The 21,084-nt window shown below is 43.3% G+C and carries 11 protein-coding genes and 1 pseudogene; all 12 read right to left on the minus strand.

Annotated elements, in window-relative coordinates:
* Nucleotides 1-16: 16 nt before the first annotated feature.
* The gene (locus HN643_00615; protein MBT7500160.1) at nucleotides 17-2,056 is read right to left on the minus strand and encodes a hypothetical protein; all 2,040 of its coding nucleotides are present in this window, start codon (nucleotides 2,054-2,056) and stop codon (nucleotides 17-19) included.
* 25 nt (nucleotides 2,057-2,081) lie between these two features.
* Complete coding sequence (locus HN643_00620; protein MBT7500161.1) at nucleotides 2,082-3,317, minus strand: glycosyltransferase; 1,236 nt, start codon at nucleotides 3,315-3,317, stop codon at nucleotides 2,082-2,084.
* Nucleotides 3,295-4,371 (minus strand): glycosyltransferase, encoded by a 1,077-nt coding sequence (locus HN643_00625; GenBank protein MBT7500162.1) that lies wholly within the window; start codon nucleotides 4,369-4,371, stop codon nucleotides 3,295-3,297. Before HN643_00625 ends, HN643_00620 begins: the two co-directional genes overlap by 23 nt.
* Nucleotides 4,372-4,466: 95 nt before the next feature.
* Nucleotides 4,467-5,171, minus strand: coding sequence for a class I SAM-dependent methyltransferase (locus HN643_00630; GenBank protein MBT7500163.1), 705 nt, complete (start codon nucleotides 5,169-5,171; stop codon nucleotides 4,467-4,469).
* 1 nt (nucleotide 5,172) lies between these two features.
* Entirely contained in the window at nucleotides 5,173-6,570 is a 1,398-nt protein-coding gene (locus HN643_00635) for an O-antigen ligase family protein (protein MBT7500164.1), read from the minus strand.
* A 4-nt stretch (nucleotides 6,571-6,574) separates the two neighbouring features.
* Nucleotides 6,575-7,585 (minus strand): radical SAM protein, encoded by a 1,011-nt coding sequence (locus tag HN643_00640; GenBank protein MBT7500165.1) that lies wholly within the window; start codon nucleotides 7,583-7,585, stop codon nucleotides 6,575-6,577.
* A gap of 116 nt (nucleotides 7,586-7,701) precedes the next feature.
* Nucleotides 7,702-14,310, minus strand: coding sequence for a hypothetical protein (locus HN643_00645; GenBank protein ID MBT7500166.1), 6,609 nt, complete (start codon nucleotides 14,308-14,310; stop codon nucleotides 7,702-7,704).
* A gap of 257 nt (nucleotides 14,311-14,567) precedes the next feature.
* Nucleotides 14,568-17,561 (minus strand): hypothetical protein, encoded by a 2,994-nt coding sequence (locus tag HN643_00650; GenBank protein MBT7500167.1) that lies wholly within the window; start codon nucleotides 17,559-17,561, stop codon nucleotides 14,568-14,570.
* Between the two features lie 257 nt (nucleotides 17,562-17,818).
* Nucleotides 17,819-18,376, minus strand: a complete 558-nt coding sequence (locus HN643_00655; protein ID MBT7500168.1) for a hypothetical protein — start codon at nucleotides 18,374-18,376, stop codon at nucleotides 17,819-17,821.
* A 604-nt stretch (nucleotides 18,377-18,980) separates the two neighbouring features.
* The gene (locus tag HN643_00660; protein MBT7500169.1) at nucleotides 18,981-19,547 is read right to left on the minus strand and encodes a hypothetical protein; all 567 of its coding nucleotides are present in this window, start codon (nucleotides 19,545-19,547) and stop codon (nucleotides 18,981-18,983) included.
* Between the two features lie 614 nt (nucleotides 19,548-20,161).
* Nucleotides 20,162-20,275: pseudogene (locus tag HN643_00665) on the minus strand (hypothetical protein).
* Nucleotides 20,276-20,712: 437 nt separating this feature from the next.
* Nucleotides 20,713-21,084: hypothetical protein (locus tag HN643_00670; protein MBT7500170.1), on the minus strand; the 372-nt coding region annotated here is incomplete at its 5' end.

Consider the following 21,084-nt stretch of genomic DNA (forward strand, 5'->3'; position numbering starts at 1 on the left):
ATATTTTACTGATTAATTAATTAGTAAATCCCGATAAAGTAAACACATTGGTGGTAGTCGCGATTATTTCAGCTTTATTATCACCATCCATGTCTGTGACAACTACTTTCACACCGTCATTTTGTCCCTGATCAAAGGCAAAAAAGCTTGGTCCATCTAGATTGCCGTCCTTATCAAACACTTTAACATGTGGCGCACCACCCTTACCAGACCCAGTTACAATTTCGTCCACACCATCGCCATCTACATCACCAGCTGCTACATTAACCCCACCACGAAAACTCGGATCGTATGCAAAAAAACCTGGATTAATACAATGTCCATCTGGAGCAAAAACTCGCACGTGCGGACCACCTCCAAATCCTGCACCAGCTACGATTTCGTAATGACCGTCACCTTCCAAATCTGCAATGGTCACATTAACGCCACCACGGAATTCTGGACCATAAGCAAAAAAACCAGGGTTGATAAGTTTCCCTTCACTATTGAAAATTCGGATATGCGGACCACCACCTTTTTCTGTTCCAGTAACAATTTCCAAAGTACCATTATTATCTAAATCGCCAACTGAAATATTTATTCCACGATCATAATTTTCTGTGTAAGGATAAAAGCTGGCTTTTAAAGTACCGTCAGATTTATATATTTCAACTTTTTTACTTCCCGCCACTAAAATTTCATTTTTTCCATCTCCATCCAAATCGTGTTTTATAATTTGACTACTTCCTTTGTAATTTTCATTGTAAGCAAAAAATCCAGTACGTGCCACGTGCCCAAACTCGTTGAACACTCTGGCAAATGAACCATTTACATAGGTAGCTTCTAATATTTCTTCAATCGGACGTAACAATACTAAACCGTCATTGCCAGCCAAATCAACACCCTCCACAAAAGAACCATCATTAGTCCAAGTGTCCTGCACACCGTTTAATTTTTCATACTCACCACCTAGCTCAATATATTTTTCCTGATTACCAGAATTAACCAAAACTAAACCGTTTTTAAAATCTCTACGCCAGACACCAGCGTCAAATTTCTTACTACCCGAAGCTACGTTAAATGCTTCGCCAGCTGGCTCGCCCAAATAAGCTTCATATTCATCGTACCACCAAATCTCTCGATGAGACTGGTCACCATTATCAAAACTATAATAACCATTATCCATCAAAGCGCTAGCTAAACCAAAGCGCATTTTTTTATAATCCTTATCATCACCAGTATTGTTAACATTAGAATTCAAAATACTTAAGGTGGGTTGATAACCTTCCTGATTCATAAACTTGTATTTTGTTAATGTTTCAGACCAACCCCTATATGGAAAATGTTCGTAAAGCGCACCATTCATTTGCTTATAATAACTCTCACCACCATTACCAATGATTAAGGCTTCTGGCCCCAAAATTTTTCTTGTGTTATTCAAAAGGATTTCCATTCCCTTTTGCCATTTACTATTAACTTCAATCATCGAATCCGCCTCGCCATCCTGATCCAGATCTATCTTTTTATCAGACATAAATGAAATGTTATCCCACACATTATCATAAAAAACTCCATCCCAATAACCAGTGTCGATTAACTCTTTTTTTACAAATGAAGGCAAGGTATCATACCAACGTTGATTTTTAACCAGTGGGGACTGAGTTGTTAAATTGACCATAGGATTACCAGGCCACCAAGCGACCTTTTCTCCTGAAGTATCTTTCAACCACCAATTTTTATTTATTTTATTATAAAGTTTTTTTCGTAAAGTCCCAGGCAAATTCCAAGAATCACCTCTAATTTCTTGTGCAGCAATGTAAGCTAATAGCTTGATGTTTGGATTAAATTTTTTTAATAATTTCAGACTTTCAGGAGAATAAGTTTGTACTTCCATATCAATAATCAGAATATCCCATCTGGCCAAATCCTTCGCTTCATCTGCAGTTATATCCCAACGAAAAAACAAATTAGCCAATTTAGGATATTGGTTGTGATTTAAAGATGCTCCTTCGATAACAAACAAAGGAGCTATAATCATTACGGCTAAAATTGTCGCGTAAATTATTTTATTTCTCATTGTTAATTCATTCAGCAGTCATACTTTAACCTAGTTTTACCACATTTTCTTTAGACAGAACTTGGTTATAAGCTTGCATTAACAGTTGATAATGTCGTTTTGTACAATTTTTGTGTTCAACAGTTTCTCGAGCAAGTGAACCCATGTGTTCAATGGTGTCACTCTCATTATAATGTTGCTTTATTTTACTTCTCAAGTCCTTGATACTAAATGGCTCATAAAACCAGCCAGTTTTATTTTCCTCAATCATTTCTTGCAGTCCACCCAGCCTGGATGCCAAAACCGGTTTACCCAGTGCCATAGCTTCAATAACTAACATCGGATAATTTTCATACCACTCCGAAGGAATGATGAAGAATTTAGAATTCTTAATCAAATCGAAAAGTTCTTTGTCATACTTAGGACCCAAATATTCAACATTTTTTATTTGTTTTTTTACAATATATTTTTCAACCTCCTTTCGCAATTGACCATCTCCGATTAATTTCAATTTAATATCTGGCAACTTACGAATTGCTTTCAATAGCGTCATAACACCCTTTTCTTTACTCAGACGACTTACACAAACAACATAGTCCTGGTTCTGGTAATTAGGTTCAAAATTTTCAATATTAATGAAATTGTTGATCACATTAATCGGTTGTTTAATTCCCCATTCACGAACTTTATCTTTTAAAAACTGACTTGGTGAAATAAATAAATCTACCTTCTCTTTATAAAATCTAAAAATCCATTGAAGAAAAAGTTCCAAACCAGCCAAAGAACTAGACCAAAATGAATTCTGGACACACTTGTTCAATGAGCATTGATAATATTTATGTTTTTTACACTTTTCACAAACTTTACCCTTGGTAAACAAACGATAATTGGGACAAATGAGTTGATAATCATGCAAAGTTTGCACAACTGGAATCTGGTGTTTTTTTAATGGTTTAAGAATAGATGGAGTTAACTGGTGTGAGATGTTATGTAAATGAGCAATATCAGGCTTTTCCAACTGAATTAGTTTTTCTAAATTTTTTGCGGCCAATGGATAATAAATGAATCTTAATGCTTTACCAAACCAGCTATTTTTAGATTGGAAATTAGTGTACGGAACAAAGTACTTAGAATACGATGATGGCAAATTATTTTTTTCATCTTCCATTGAAAAACAAACTACTTGATGCCCATTTTGCTCAAGTAATTTTTTAGTATGTAAAAATACTCTCTCACTACCACCCTTTTGCCAATAGAATTTATTTATCAACAATATCTTCATAAAGTTTTTGGTATTGCTTAATTGTTTTATTAACATCAAACTGATCAACTACAAACTGCTGAAGTGACTTGGCCATTTTACTAACTAAATCTCTATGTTCGTCAACCCAATTCAATCTTTGAACCAACTGTTCAATGTTTTTTGGTTTGAAAAGTAAACCATTTTGCTTGTGTTTGATAATCTCTGGCACGCCTCCAACTTCAGTAGCCACAACCACGCGCCCTGCTGCTGCCGCCTCCAATATTACTAGACTTAACCCCTCACTTACTGAAGGTAATACAAACACATCAAACTTATTCAAATGCGGTCGAACGTCCTCAACTTCTCCAACAAATTGGACCCGGTCTTCAATTCCTAAAGATTTAGCTAAGGCCGTTAACTCGCGACGCAATGGCCCATCGCCCACTAGAATTAATTTCCAATTTTTATTCTTCAAAAACCTACAAGCTCTAATCAAATGTTTATGTCCTTTTTCTTTACTCAATCTACCAACTGATCCAATAGTTATGTCTTCAGTTTTAAATAAGCCTGGATTTTCAATATAAAATTTACTAACATCAATTCCATTATAAATTACTTCAATATTCTGGATATCAATACCTTCTTCCGCGACTAAATAGTCTCTAGTTGCCTTTGAGATAGCAACTACCTTGTTAAACTTACGCCGAGCCTTAAGGCCTAAGCGATCTCGCCAAAAACCCTCGCTCAAAATATCATGCTTGGTACTAATTATATGCTTTACTTTCGCCTGAATAGCAGCTCGTCCACCCCAAAAATCAGCTGCAAAAAGATTAGTATGCACAATGTCAGGCTTACTTTTTTGCAAATAGTCAGCTACTTTTTTGATTATCTTCCAGTCAAATTTTTTAACCTTGTTAAAATATTTAATTTGTACACCTGCATGCTCAAATTGTTCAGCTAGAGGATTGTCTGATTGCAAAACTAAAACCTCGACCTCAAATTTGGTCTTGTCAATTTTACGACAGATATCCAATAATAACCGCTCTGCCCCACCATACGCCAAACGACCGATTATGTAACTAATTTTAATCATACTTTTTTAGGTAAAAGTCTAAAGGTAAAAAGTAAAAGTAATCGCTAAAAACTTATTACTATGTACTAATATTGTAAACTTTTACATTTGAACTTTTACTTTCTAGACACTGCAAAAATCAACTCGTCAACAATTTTAGGTGGATCAGTAAACTCCAGGAAATAAATTAACTTCCACCAAGCATGAACTAATTTCTGCCCTAAAAATCTAATCATCCGAGTTGGACTATTTTTAGGAAATAAATAAGGATTTATTATTATACCTCTAAATTTACAAAATTTCAATACCTGACTTAAACTATATTCAGTAAAGCCTGCCTCATGAGTAAAATCATTATATCGAATGCGCAGACCAGCCAAAGAAGCCATATTGCCAGTTTTAATGATGATACTACCACCAGGGTTTAATTTCTGGTAAATCCTGTTCATTGTAGGAATAATTTCAGACTTAGGGATATGTTCGATAACATCATTAAGCACAATTAAATCAAAAAGCGGACAAGCAATTAAATAATCAACAAGGTCCTCAATTAGTCTTACTTTCTCAATACCTTTATCCTGACAATACTTTACGCTTTCTGGTGAAATATCAACCCCTAAATAATTATCATAACCTTGACCAGCTAAAAACTGTAAAAACTGTCCCATACCACAACCAATGTCCAAAATCTTAGCCTGCTTATTTTTAGGCAAATACTTATTGTAATTGTATTTATACAACTTAATGATATGCTGATCCGCCTTGGCGTTAAGCTGTTCAAACCCTACTGATAAAAAATTTTTATATAAACTTTGGGACATATTATTCGCTATATAATTTAACTCCTGCCAAACCAACACCAATTGGCAACCACATGTTGGCAACAAAATATGAGGTTGAGAACAGTTCGAAAAGAACTAATCCGACAAAAACCATCATTAAACAAGTTATAATTCTTTTATTAGTTAAAAATTTGGCTTTTGCGTAACCTTTCAAATATTTACTACCCAAGTAAATTAACAAACCAACAAATGAAAGAAAACCGAGAATGCCCGTTTCTGTCAAAAGTTTTTGTACGAAACCATGAGACTCCAAGGGATCACCAAATTCCACTGTGTAAATAAAAGTTCGACCTACCAAAGACTGAAAAGTATTCAGGCCATTACCAATAATTGGATGATCCAAAAAATGAGAAAATGAAAGACTGGTTAACAACAATCTATTAGAATTCGAACTTTTAATCCAATCAACCTGGTGCCAAGCGGTAAAGTAAGTCAGTACGGGCACTAAAACTAACAAAAATATTATAGCGACAATTACATAGCGATTAAACTTGTATTTATACCTCATTATATACAAAATCAGTAGTTCAACTAACAAAACTAACCAACCAGATCTAGAAAAAGTTAACAACAATACTAATGTCATAAATAAAATCGCCAACACATACCAACCCCGTTGCTTAATTTTGGTAGACAATAAATACAAAATCAATGTTAACGGAATGATCACAATTAAAATTTCAGCAATGGCATTATGATTTCCTCCGATGGGGTTGAAACCAGCAAAACTAAAAGGTACAGCTCTATAAACAAACCATGATGGCCCTTGCGATAAAATTACTGATAAAAAACCAGAAATTGCCACAAACAACCCACTTATCAAGAAAAGATGCAAGGCCGTTTTGAATATTTGTTTGGAATTAATTAAATTAGAAGGTATCAACACAAACATCAGATAGAAAAATACAATTGGTCGTAGTAAATATTTAAATGCTGGTACCAATTCTTGGTTATTCAATACCGACAAAGCACAGACTGCAAAAAAGACCAAAGCCATCAACAATCCTGGAAGCTCATACCTTGTCTTTTTATTATCTTGCTTATCTGAATAAAAAAATCTAATTGCATGACGAATTATTAATGCAAGTAAAGTTAATGAGGCCAAGATATCTACATAAGGAACATTAATACTTCCCCTCACCAATTGCCAATTTAGAAAAGGATAAAACAAAATCATACCATACAAACCCAGGCGAGGATATTCCACCAGAACCACCATTATAATTACCAATAAATCAACCAGCAAAATATACGTTGGTTGAATAAAACTAATTGCCATTAGACTAAACCCCACCACAAAAACAACTACCCATAAATACAACTTCAGCGTATGATCAACTTCTTTTTTAGTAAAAAAATTTTTTATAAATTGGGACATAATTTTATTTTCTCCACCAATCAAGTGGTAATTTGTTTTTAAATATCCAATTAGCGACTTTTATCGGATTCCGCTTAATAGCCGCTCGCGCCGTACAAACCATCCAATAATTACTCTCAAACCCTTGTATATCCACCCTGGCTTTTTTCGCCTGACGGCTAAACCACAGTTTTTCGAATTCCTGACAATCTTCCAGATTCCCCATTATAATATTATCAATCACTGACGGATAAACATCTCCATTAGGATCTAAATAGAAAAAATCTTCACCTGCAAATGATTCTAGTGGTCGTCTTTCACCTTTTACTATTTTAAGTAGCCCATCAACAAAATAAGCTCGGGCCCAATCTTTGGGTCGGAACGATTTCAATAACTTCTTGATAACTTTACTAAACTCTTTTTCTAGAAAACCAACATCAACATCTATAACATTTTCTTTACCAAAGTATATATCTGAGGAATGAGCAACCGCCATCGTGAACTGAACTCTCAAACGCTTGCTCCAATCATAAGCTTGATACAACTGTTGAAAATTCATATCCGTTAAAGTAAAGGCAAATTTAATATTCTTTATCTCCAACTCATCTCGACAAAAACGAATAGTCTCCAGAACTTTATTCCAAGCATTTGGGACTCTTCTGATTTTTTCATGCATTTGTCCAATCCCATCGACTGAAATTGAAATAGAAATATCAGGATCAATCTTTTTAATTTCCGGTAATACTTTCTTAATAGTGTCTACTAAAAAACCATTGGTGGAAATATTTATTTTCGCCTTTGGACAAGCCCATCCGATTTTGCGTACGATTTCAGGTAAATCTTTTCTTAAAAATGGTTCACCTCCACTAATATTAACATCTCTCAAGCTGTTTGGTAATTTAAGATAAACATCAGGAGAAACCTCGGGAAAATCTTTTATTTGCCAAATGTTACACATAACACAGCGTGAATTACAACGATATGTTACAGCAACGACGGCATCGACGGGCATTTTAATTTTTTTTGTTTTTTTCATACTAAAATTACGAAGTTTTATATAGGAACTCCACTATAATTATAGCACAAATCATCTAAAATTAACAAAATAAAAAACCCCACTATTCATTGAATAGTGGGGTTGTGTTTGTTAACTTACTGAGGACAAATGTTGTCCAGGAGAATCACCTCTCCTTCAGGATCAGGATCTTCAGGATCAACCTGGCCTTCCACAGCTTCGAATGTTACAGGTGTACCGTCCTGATCAACGCACCAAAGTACGCCATCAGTTTCCCAGCCACCCCATTCATTGCCATTCTGACAGTTCCAGTCGATCCACCCATCCTCTTCATAACCCTGAACAGGATATTCTCCGCGCAGACAAATCTGCTGGATTGTTCCAGACCAGACACCACAATAACCTTCCGCCGACCAAGTGTCCACGGGGATACCTCCCGACCAAACCACAGGATGGCCAAGTCCGTAACCACAACAGATATTACAGTAGATTGTCGGACAATCTTCGTCGATGTCACCATCGCAATCGTCATCTACCCCGTTGCAAACTTCGTCTGCCCCAGGATAAACGTCTGCGTCGCCGTCATCGCAATCATCATCACATAGCATAAAGCCATCTGCATCTGCATCTGCTTCGTTAGCCGGAACCTCAGTGTCGCAGTCATCATCAAGCCCATTGCACAATTCCTCAATCGGCTCAACATTGCCTACGCAAGCACCCCAGGTACCGTCATTCTCACAGGTCTGCAGACCTTGCTGGCATACGCCGTCTTCAGTTGTTCCACAGATTGCCAGATCATCAGGATCGCAATCGCAATCCTCATCAGCACTACCATCACAATCATTGTCCAAATTATCACCACAGACTTCTGCCACAGACTGATCTGCGCTGCCATCAGGATTAGTGGAACAAATGGTTAAAGCTTCATCAGCACACTCCCAGGAACCAAGGCCACAAGTGCCCGTTCCTACACAAGGAGCGCCAATAAAGAAACCTTCATCCACACTACCATCGCAGTCATCGTCCAGTCCGTTGCAAACTTCGTCTGCACTAGTATTAATAGAAGCTGCATCGTCGTTGCAGTCTCCTGCGCAAACACGCTCACCATCACCATCATCGTCTGCCTCGTCAAGCGGGACAGCTCCGTTGCAATTGTCATCCAGACCATTGCACTCTTCAGGCTTAGGTTCAACGTTGCCCACACAATCACCCCAGAGACCCTGCGCAGAACAAGTCTGCTCACCATAATCACATTCACCTTCATCGGTGGTACCGCACTGCTCAGTGTCATCGGGCGTGCATTCACAGCCCTCATTAACTGAACTGTCACAGTCATTATCCACCAGGTCATTGCAATCTTCAGGTGAAGACTGATCTTCGCTACCTCCGGGCATAGTAGAACATTGATAACCAAAGTCGTTGGCACATTCATAAACGCCAGCTCCGCAAGCTCCATACCCGAGGCATGGCACACCCACGTAATAACCTTCGTCTACTGCACCATCACAGTTATCATCCTGGCCATTGCACAGCTCGTCTGCTCCAGAATTAACTGCCGGATCACCATCCGAACAGTCCCCTTCACAAACCATTTCACCGTCAGCATCGGAATCTACTTCGTCCTGATCCACTGCGCCATCGCAGTCATCATCAAGTCCGTTGCAGGCTTCTTCAGTTGCAGGTTCCACGTTACCAACGCAATCGCTCCAACTACCATCATTTTCACAAAAACTTTCCCCGTACTGACACACACCAACATCGGTTGTGCCACAGGACATAGTCGCTCCGGGTTCGCAATCACACTCATCGTCAAGTGTGTCTACCATTCCGTCGCAGTCATTGTCCAAGTTGTCTCCACAAACTTCAGGTACTGAAGCATCTTCACTGCCACCAACGGCAACAGAGCAAATTACTCCCGTTCCATCTTGATTGCACTCGAGAACACCTGAGCCACATTCACCAGCCGCAAGGCATTCGAATCCAACAGGGAAACTCTCATCAATCAGGCCGTCACAGTCATTGTCCTCGCCATCACACACTTCGGCAGGAGCATCACCGCACTGGCCACAATCATTCAGAAGCCCTTCGTCGACCTCGCCATCGCAGTCATTGTCTTCACCATCACACACTTCGGCAGGAACATCACCACACTGGCCACAAGCATTCAGAAGATCTTCATCAACTTCGCCATCGCAGTTATTATCGACTCCGTCACAAACCTCGTCACTCGGCGCAACTGCCCCCTGGCAGTCATTCCAAGTTCCATCAGCCTGACAAGTCTGTACACCAAACTGGCATACGCCTTCATCCGAAGTACCACACTGCTTGGTCATATCAGGATCACAAGCACAGACATCATCGAGCGTATCAACCTGCCCGTTACAATCGTTATCAAGATTGTCCCCACACACCTCAGGCGCTGAAGCATCTTCACTTCCACCAGGTGCTGAAGAACAAATAACGCTTGCTTCGTCAGCAGTACACTCATATGTACCTGCTCCACATTCTCCAAGAGCCAGACAGCCAACTCCAAGCGGGAAGTTTTCATCAATCAACCCGTCGCAGTCATTGTCCAACCCGTCACAAAGTTCATCCATTGAATCGCCAGGCACAACGTTACAAACTGCCAGTCCCTCTGAACAAACAAAGGTCCCTTCAGTTTCACACTCACCCTGACCGACTGAACAAACTTCACCTAGATTAAGATAATCTTCATCGACCTCGCCGTCGCAGTCATTGTCCTCGCCATCACACACTTCGGCAGGAACATCACCACACTGGCCACAGGCATTCAAAAGACCTTCATCAACTTCACCGTCGCAGTTATTGTCAGAGCCGTCACAAACTTCGTCACCAGGTTCAACTGCACCAACGCAATCTCCCCAAGTGCCCTCAGCCTGACAAGTCTGAACTCCGAATTGACAAACGCCTTCATCCGAAGAACCGCACTGCTTCGTCATACCTGGGTCACAAGTACATACATCATCGAGCGTATCAACTTGTCCGTTACAGTCGTTATCCAGATTGTCCCCGCACACCTCAGGCGCTGAAGCATCTTCGCTTCCGCCAGGTGCCGAAGAACAAATAACGTCTACACCGTCAGCAGTACACTCATATGTGCCTAGTCCACACTCACCAAGCGCCAGACAATCAATTCCGATCGGGAAGTTTTCATCAATCATACCATCACAGTTATTGTCCAGGTTGTCGCAAAGTTCATCAGTCGGCTCAAGCGCTTCCGCACTGCAAACCTCCTGACCATCAACTGAACACACGAATGTGCCAGCCACTTCGCATTCACCTACACCATCACTGCACGGCATACCAAGATTAACAAAATCCTCATCAACCTCACCGTCACAATCGTTGTCCGCACCATCACAAACTTCTTCTGGTAACGGACCACATTCGCCACAGGCGTTGAGAAGGTCCTCGTCAACCTCGCCGTCGCAGTTATTGTCCTCGCCATCACACACTTCGGCAGGAACATCACCGCACTGACCACAAGCATTAAGCAGACCTTCGTCCACTTCACCGTTGCAGTTATTATCAAACCCGTCACAAACTTCGTCACCAGGCTCAATTGCATCAATGCAATCTCCCCAAGTGCCATCAGCCTGACAAGTCTGAACTCCGAATTGGCAAACGCCTTCATCCGAAGTGCCACACTGCTTCGTCATACCAGGATCACAGGCACAGACATCATCGAGCGTATCAACCTGCCCATTGCAGTCGTTATCCATATTGTCCCCACACACTTCCGGAATTGAAGCATCTTCGCTTCCACCAGGTGCTGAAGAACAAATAACGCCTGCTAGGTCAGCAGTACACTCGTATGTCCCTGATCCACATTCTCCAAGAGCCAGACAGCCAACTCCGAGTGGGAAGTTTTCATCAACCAACCCGTCGCAGTCATTGTCCAGATCGTCACAAACTTCGTTCACCGGATCACTAGGTACAGCGCTACAAACTTCCAGCCCCTCTGAACAAACAAAGGTCCCTTCAGTTTCACACTCACCCTGACCAGCCGAACAAAGTTCACCTAGATTAATATAATCTTCATCTGTTTCACCGTCGCAGTCATTGTCTGCACCATCGCAGACATCAATGCCCGGCTCAACATTTCCTATGCAATCGTCCCATGTACCATCAGGCAAACAATCCCGCATACCGAACTTGCAAAGTCCAACGTCGCTACTCCCGCACTGCTCTTCATCACCAGGGTCGCAAGAGCAACCCTCGTCAACCGAGCCATCACAGTCATTATCAACGTTGTCTCCACAGTCTTCAGCTACGGAAGCGTTTTCACTGCCCTCAGGATCACTGGAGCAAACTGTGCCACTGCCATCCGCATTACACTCAAGAGTGCCTGCGCCACAGCCGCCCATACCATTGCAAGGCGCACCGACGAAGAAACCCTCATCAACACTACCATCGCAATTGTCGTCCAGTCCATTACAGGACTCGCCAACATTGGGATTGATCATAGGATCTGCGTCGTTGCAATCCCCTTCACAGATTCGAACACCGTCCTCATCTGCATCAGATTCATCCAAGGGAATTTCATCATCGCAATTATCGTCAAGTCCATTACACATTTCTTCTGGCAATGGCTCAACATTTCCTACGCAATCACCCCAGGTGCCGTCATCAAGACAAGTCTGCCAACCGGTCATGCAAATTCCAACAGAAGAACTGCCACACACCTGGATGTCACCAGGATCACAAGCGCAATCCTGATCAACGAGACCATCGCAGTCATTGTCGGTATTATCACCACAAACTTCGGCCAAAGACTCATCCAAACTGCCGCCAACATCAGTTGAACAAACAGTGGAATTTTCATCCAGGCATTCCAGCTGACCCATACCACAGGCACCTACACCATTGCAAGGAGCACCGACGAAGAAACCTTCATCAACACTACCATCGCAATTATCGTCAATCCCATTACAGACTTCATCTGCAGCAGGATTAACAGCCGCATTGGTATCATCAGTATCACCATCGCAAATTCGGAACTCATCCTCGTCTGCGTCAGCTTCATCATCGGGAACAGCGCCGTCACAGTCATCATCCAAACCATTGCAAAGCTCCGGTCCGGGATTAACTGAGTCAACGCACTCACCCCAAAGGGAATCATCCCCACAAGTCTGTTCACCAATCTGGCAAACACCCTCGTCTGTCATACCGCACTTTTTGACAACATCATCTTCTTCTGAATCACACTCGCAACCTTCATCAACGCTGCCATCACAGTCATTGTCAATCAGGTCACTGCACACTTCATCTAAAGACATATCATCAGCGCCGTTCGGCATAGTTGAGCAAAGGTAAGTACCTTCACCGTCACACTGATAAGTCCCTGCACTGCAAGCGCCAAGTCCAACGCACGGTACATTGACAAAGAAATCTTCATCAACATCACCATCACAATCGTCATCAACACCATTGCAGAGCTCAGGAGCGTTCAAGTAAGTTGTGGCATTAGCCTCATCGCAGTCACCTGCGCATTCCGCCATACCATCACCATCCTGATCAATCTCCGTTTCCGGAACCTCTGTGTCACAGTCATCATCTAGGCCATTGCATTCCTCGGGAATCGGTTCAACAGAACCTTCACATTCGCCCCAAGTTCCGCCGGCCTGACATTCCTGCCAGCCAAGCTGACAAACGCCTTCAACACTGCTTCCACAAATCTGCCAATCGGCCTCATCACATGAACAGCCCTCGTCAACGCTGCCATCACAGTCGTTGTCCAGGTTATCGCTGCACAGTTCAAAGATCGACTGCTCGTCACTGCCGCCAGGCATAGTGGAACAAATGGTAGCCGTATCGCTGTAACATTCCAGCATACCAGTACCACAAGCGCCAACACCTTCGCACGGAGCGCCAACAAAGAAACCTTCGTTAACCTCTCCATTGCAGTCATCGTCAATCGCATTGCAAATCTCCGGCATGGCCGGATTTACTCCAGCGTCCGTGTCATTACAATCATTGTCACAAATCCGCCAACCGTCGCCGTCCTCATCCGCTTCATCAGCAGGCACAAGTCCGTCGCAGTCATTATCAAGCCCGTCACAAAGTTCTTCTGCTCCAGGATGATAGGCAGGAGTTAAATCATTGCAATCACCGTCGCAAACGCGGTAACCGTCATTATCCTGATCAGCTTCAACATCAGGAATCTGACCATCACAGTCATCGTCCAATCCGTTACAAGCTTCTTCAGGAACATCACCACAGCCACCACAGTTATTGAGCACACCCTCATCAGTTTCGCCATCACAGTCATTATCTACTGTGTCACAAACTTCAGCAGGTACCTCACCGCACTGGCCGCAAGCATTCTTCACACCTTCGTCAATCTCACCGTCGCAGTCATTATCCTTGTAATCGCAAACCTCAGCCGTAGCTGAGCAGGTCGGAGTACTGGGATCAGTTACGCCACTCCCATCAGGGTCATAAGCGCAGTAACCGCCAACACCTTCCACAACCTGACAAAGCCAACCACCACCATGACCTGCCTCAAAGCAGTCCTCATTAGTGGTGCACTTAGTCTTGCACTCGCCATCAACTGAAACCTGGGCCTCAGCACAGTTGTCACCATCATCTGCGGTTCCGTTATCTCCGCTACAAGCAGAAAACACAGAAACCAACGCCAACGCTACCATTGCTACGAAAAGATTCCTCATCACTTCACCTCCAGTTGAAAGAATTGCATTCACATTGATCAATCGAGTCTTCATCCTCTCCTCCATTATAGAAAAAATTTTTACCTCAATTGTAAAGGTTCAGCTCCAAACTAGAGCTCTAAAAATCTAGCAAATTTTTTTATCAATTTACTGCCAATTAAAGCTCTAAAATTAGTTTTTTAACTTATAAATATATCAAATTTTGAAGACTTTGTCAATAGCTATCAACTATCCATGATTTATAGCTAAATTTAGAATAAAAACAAAAAAAGAGCTATAAGTTCGTGGAACTTATAGCTCTTTGTGTTAAATCAATTTGAGCACGTACCGCAGGTACAAATGCTCGGGATACTCATTTCCATCAGTCCTTGCCCAAGATTGTTCTCAGACAAATTGGAGTAATTGCACTCCAGGACCGCTTCATTTCCCTGCCCATAGAATGTCTGGTTCGTAATAGGGAAAGAGTCGAGCAAGTTGAATTTGAAAGTTGGATGACACTCTCCCCAACTACCATATAACTCACTTGGGAACGTCCAAATTTCATCTTCACAAGCGACAACTGACTCCAGTCCATTGCCATACCAGATTACAGCATACAGCATGCCTTCAGGACAATGGAATTTGCACTGCAAGTTACCATCCCAATTGCACTGATAGTAATCAGTACAAACTTGGCCAAATGAACACTCATCGTCTGAAGTGCATTCATCTAGACACTGATTGTCCTGGCAATTGAAACAGTAGTCAACGTCGACGTTGCACTTACCACTCGGCATACATTCAGTGTAGTACTGAAAAAGCGGTGGTCCATCAATGCAGATGGGCTCGGCCTGTGCGCAGTCTTCGTCAGTCTCACACAAGACACAACCTTCATTCAGATAATTATCACAACTGCCTTCCTGACAGGTATCGTAAGTACAAGGATTGCCATCATCGCAATCAGAATGCTCAACGCACTCGGGCTTCCCTTCAATCCAGAAGCAGACGTACTTGGAACAAACGCCACCGAGTTCACACTCGGAAGAATCTGCACACGCCTGAGAGTCAAAGCAGTCTTCGGCGTCGCCCCACTCTGGATCTTCATACAAATTCATTTCGCAGAAGCCAGTAACAAAGCAATTACCAGTGAACTCATACACACCACCGTACTGGTCGTTGCAAATCGGATCAAGAGCACAGTCTTGATCTGAATCACAACTAACGATCAGTGAATTAAATACACATTCACCAACGCAGGTGGCCAAACTGGTGCACTCATCATCTGACTGACAACAAGGTTCCACCTCAATACCTGGCTGGCAAACGCCGGACTCACAGAAATTACCTGTAGAGCAGGTATTGCCATCATCACAAGCCACTCCGTCGTCGAAAGAGAATTTGCAGTAACCATTATCATTACAAAGTCCAACAGTACAAACGTTATCACTGAAATCCTCACACTCCTGATTCGTTGTGCAAGGCCAGCCACAAGCAAAGTACTGTTCATTCAGAGGATAGCAAACCTGGTCAGATCCGCAATCAAATACTTCATGAACACATATACCTTGTGAACAGATATTAGTTGTACAAGGATTGCCGTCATCACAGTCACTATTCATTGTACAAATCGGATCACTGCACGATCCATCCGGCTGACAGATTTCCGTTTCACCACAGAACTGACCGATGAATTCAGACACAATCGGATTAACACAAGATCCCTCGATGCACACATCATCAGTGCACATGTTAAAATCCACGCAATCCCAGTCAGTGCTACACTCATCCAGAATATGGAAACACTTGCCATAATCGCAGATGTCGCCTGTATCCAGATTGCCATCGTCGCAGTCCGAGTCATTCAGGCACTCGAAATACTTACAAAGGCCTTGAATGCAGATTGAATCAACCAGACACTGCTCATCACCGTTACAGCACTGATATGTGCCATCGATGCAGGACAGTGAATCGTATACTGAAAACTCATCACACTCCAAACCGAAAGACACATCGTCAGGGCTACAGGTTGCAGCACAATCGTATGTATCGCAACAATCATTAGCAAACATGTTATAGCCATGTACGCACTGATCAGTATTGCTCTTGTAAATGTCGTAAGTGCACGAATTATCATCATCACAAAGCAAACAAACTTCTGATGTAACATCATGCTCACAACCACCATTTACGCAAGTGTCAGTGCTACACGGATCCATATCATCACACTCATAGTCTGCTTCACACTCTGGTTGCGGTCCATAATTGCACTGCGAATTCTCACAACCATACAAACATATCAGCTGTGAATTTCCGGTTTCACACTTCCCCATATCACAAGAGAAGCCAGTACATTCAAGATTCGAGCCTTCACACACGCAATAGGAATCACCGCAATCAGTGTCATAAGCGCACTCGTTGCAACCACTTGCACCGCAACCAAAGTCACAGTATTTAGAAGTCACGTTCTGCACGCAAGAGTTATTCACACACGATCCGTTTGACCCACTACAGGTCCAGTGATCATTTTCACATCCACAACCACCGCCCGTACCACATTCACTGTCATCATTACAGCAACCATCGATTGAATGCTTGACACATGAACCTTCCACACATTGGTCGGAAGTGCAAACATCATCATCCTCACAGTCAGTATCCGAAGAACACTCCAGACACTCATTGCTCAGACAATCACCGGTGCAGGCATACGTCTTCACGTAACCTTCACAAAGACTATCTTCACAACTACCAGTTGCCATATAAACAACCAGCATATTGTCGGTAGTGCAATAGCTGCCAGCTGTCTCCACACAAATCGAGTCATCATTACAGCTCGACTCAGGCAAACAGCCTCCGTTCATGCAACCAGTTTCACACTCACTGACGTTCAAGCTTGAAGCCATACAGACTCCTTCAACACAAGAACCTGTAATATTCATCTGCCACTCGCCAAACTCATCGCAAGCAGTGTTTTCCAGATAACTACAATCGGTATCTGAATAACAGTCCACGTTCGAAACGTCTGAATCAGTGAGCTCCGGTACATCAATGTCGTTTTCCACTGGACCATTGTCCGGCTGGACAACTACGTCACCACAGATCTCTCCCGGCAAGCACTCAGGCTGAGGCTCTCCAACGCAAGTTCCCTTAACACAAAACTTGTGATCCGGGAAACAATCCGAATGCTCACTGCACTCGATCGTAACACCAGCGTCTTCTTGAATGTTGGTATCAGAAAAACCAGGCTGAGGACCTCCTTCGTCACCACAGCCGATCGAGAAAACCGCGAACAAAACAAACATGATTGCATAACCCAAATTCTTCATCTTTTCCTCCTTGGAAAAATTGAAATTAATTGTCAAAATTCAAAATCCACAATAAGACAAAAACAACAACCTTTTATCTTCATGTGAATCCTCAATTTTCAGCTTATTTTAATATAGTATTATAGCAAATTTTATGGATTTTGTCAACCCTAATTCGTAGAGACAATTCATGAATTGTCTCTACGCAACAAAATTTGCTAATTTTACAAAAGAAAAGAGCGCAATGTTCATTGAACATGCGCTCTCTTATGTTTGATTTACTCAGGCACCGTACATGAGTGCCCCTTGTCCTGGATGTAATCACCCAGAATCCCCAGGTGTCCATCGACACTACAAGTGTCGGGATACCAGTCCATGGACAGCCAGTGCAAGGCTGCGTCGACTGCGGCGTTTCCAGTATGTACGCCTACAGTCATGTCTGCATAGAACATCTTGTAACCATTTTCAGCCAGAACCAGATCCCAGATCACCGTGGTGCCGAAGCATCCGTCAGTGATGGCCAAGTCCCTTCCAGGCTTCCAGGCATCTGGATCATACGGAGTAGACTCACTCCAGGCAATCTGACCAAACAGTCCAACAAACGAACCTCCGGAGTAGCAGTACTGAACGTACCGCAGTCCATCGTCCGTCGGCTCGGGCGTAGGTTCCGGCAAGCACACACCATCTGCACAACCATAGAGACACTCTTCGACAAGCACCTCAATAGCAACACATTCTCCACCAAGATCGCAAAGACCTCTCTGAGCAATTCGGCTACCGAAGGTGGAGCAATACGCCCCAACATCTGAATCCATGTAAGCACAGTCTGCATCCACCGAACACTCAGCCGGCGTCGGCTCAGGCTCTGCCGTCGTGTACTCCTCACAGACGTGTTTGCTCATGTCGCAAAACAGATCCATGTTGTCGTACCTCTGACAAGTGTCCGTGTCCGGCACCTTAGTCGTGCTGGAACTGGAAGTCCCGTCTTCGTTCTCCATTTCCACCGTCATCATCTCCGCATCACAAGCCGTGACGCAAATCATAACCGTGAATCCGGCCACTTCGGTCACTTCCATGTCCACCGTGCAGAGCTGTCGCTCTCCACAGTCGTCGTTGGTAACACACACAGTAAGATCGTACCCAAGCTCCTTGACTACCTGGGTTCCATCGGGATACCCGATGACTTCAGTCGTCTCGTCACCACAGGCCCCAACAAGCGCGGCCATACACAGAATACACAACACAGAAATAAGCTTCTTCATCAGACTCCTCCTTAAAGAAATTAATTATCCTTCTTTGTCAAAACAACAATAGTTTCCGCTCTCTCAATACTCAACAACATAACGATTTATTTCATCAGTGAACTTTCAGTTCAACTGGTTGTTAAATACTCAGATAAGCGGGAGTGCAAGTACATTGACTGCACTCCCGGTTGAATGTTTACTTGTAAATGATGGTGTTGGTCCTGTCGAACGCACCACATTCATCGGCAATCCAGAAGCCACCTGCGGTAGCGACTCCAGTTACACCGATGATGATGAACGTACATCCAATCGGATGTCGTGCACACCAACTTCGCTTCTCTATCTCAGGCGGATTCATGAGGCGAATAGGCACTTCACCACGAATTCCAATCTCTCCATCAATGGTCATCTCGTCAGGAACGTACAGTTCATTCGAGTTGACGTTGACGTTAAAACTTCCGCCCGTGATCTTGTTCCCCTTTAGAAACGCCTTGCGAACCTTTGCTCTGATCGCAGCCTCGGCCTCGTCTCCAGCTTCATCAGCAGGAGTGGCTTCTTCGGCTTCAGGCTCTTCAGCTTCGGGCTCTTCGGCTTCAGGCTCTTCGGCTTCAGGCTCTTCGGCTTCAGGCTCTTCGGCTTCAGGCTCCTCGGCTTCCAGCTCTTCAGCTTCAAGCTCTTCAACCGCAGAGACAGGCTGAGCAAGTGCAGAAGCACTTACCATAGCTAGACAAAAAACAGCAATCAACAGAATAAACTTCCTCATGTCATCCTCCAAAGAGTTTGTTTGTTTGTAAACATCGTATAGACACCTTGTCTAGCTTGAAGAGTTGAGATCATTCAACTATTCAAGTTAGAGGGGAAACAGAAACGTTCTGTTTCCCCTGTGTTTTACTTCGCGACGTTCGTATTCACGTTGATGTTCCAGGTCCCCCCGGAGATTTCGTTATCCTCCATCAGGGCCTTCTTTACTGCATCTGCAGCGTCAGAATCTGAACCACCACCTGAACTACTCCCGTTCACCGTGTTGGTGTTGTGATTCTCGAAATGAGGAACACCACCAGACACACGAACCTTCTTCTTGTCCCTCTTGACCTTCTTGGCCTTCTTAGCTTTGGCCTTCTTAGCTTTGGCCTTCTCAGCTTTAGCCTTCTCAGCTTTAGCCTTCTCAGCGGCAGCCTTCTCAGCCAGTGCCTTGAGCGTATTACATGTACAATCCTTGCCGGTGTAGACACCGTCGCCATCGCAATCCTCTTCAGGATTACCGCAACCGTCACCATTCAGATCCCAACAACTCACACCAGGTCGACCGTCATAACCAATGTCGCCGTCCTCGCCATCGAATCCAGGAGAACCAACTTCACCCTGCAGACCAGGCAGACCAGCAACTCCGGGATCTCCCTTATCACCCTTCGGACCAACCTTTCCAGCAGGACCGGCCAGACCAACGTCACCCTTCGGACCAACAGGACCGGCAGGACCAACATCACCCTTAACTCCAGGCTCTCCCTTCGTCGCGGTGATTGACTCCTTCAGCTCGGTGTCTCGAGCCTTACTACCAGAGTCGACAGTGTTAAGAAAGAAGGCAATCGCCAAAAAAGCGAGTGCTACCATAACAAACGAGATCACTACATTCTTCGGCCTCATCCTAGATACCTCCTTAAAGAGTAAAAGATCATTGTCAAAACTTACGATTCTATCAACGAAAACATATTCGTTAACAAAATCATTAGTTTTCAAGCTGAAATTATTCAATTTACATAACGTGGTATTATATCACACCTAAAATAATTTGTCAAGTGCTTTTGCTACAATTTCAAATCTATAAATGTTAACATAAGCACAACTCATTGTCAACAAGTAACATTTAACCTAATTTTACTAAAGAAAAGAGCGCAACGTTCGTTGAACGTGCGCTCTTATGTAAACATTTAGCCCAGATTGCTTCCCACGACGAGAAGAATGCCCAAGGCTGCGGCGATCACCAGTGGTACCCAGGCGGGAATGTCCAGCATCCCCTTCTTGACCTCGGCCACCTTTTCGTCCAGCTTCGCCTCCTTTTCATCCAGCTTCGCCTGACGTGTCTGCAGCTTGTCGTCCTCTGCGACGAGTTCGGCATTGCGTTGCATCAACGCAGCGTCGACCTCACCATCCAGAACCTCAGCTTCCGCCTGTTTGCCACCTTCTCCATCGGTGAAGAAAGGATCATCCAGACCACCAGCGTCACCAGCATCACCAGCATCGGCTCCGTCACCGGCATCACCAGCATCGGCTCCGTCACCAGCATCACCAGCATCGGCTCC

This window comes from Candidatus Falkowbacteria bacterium, assembly GCA_018674305.1.
Taxonomy (GTDB): domain Bacteria; phylum Patescibacteriota; class Patescibacteriia; order UBA11705; family JABHMO01; genus JABMRF01.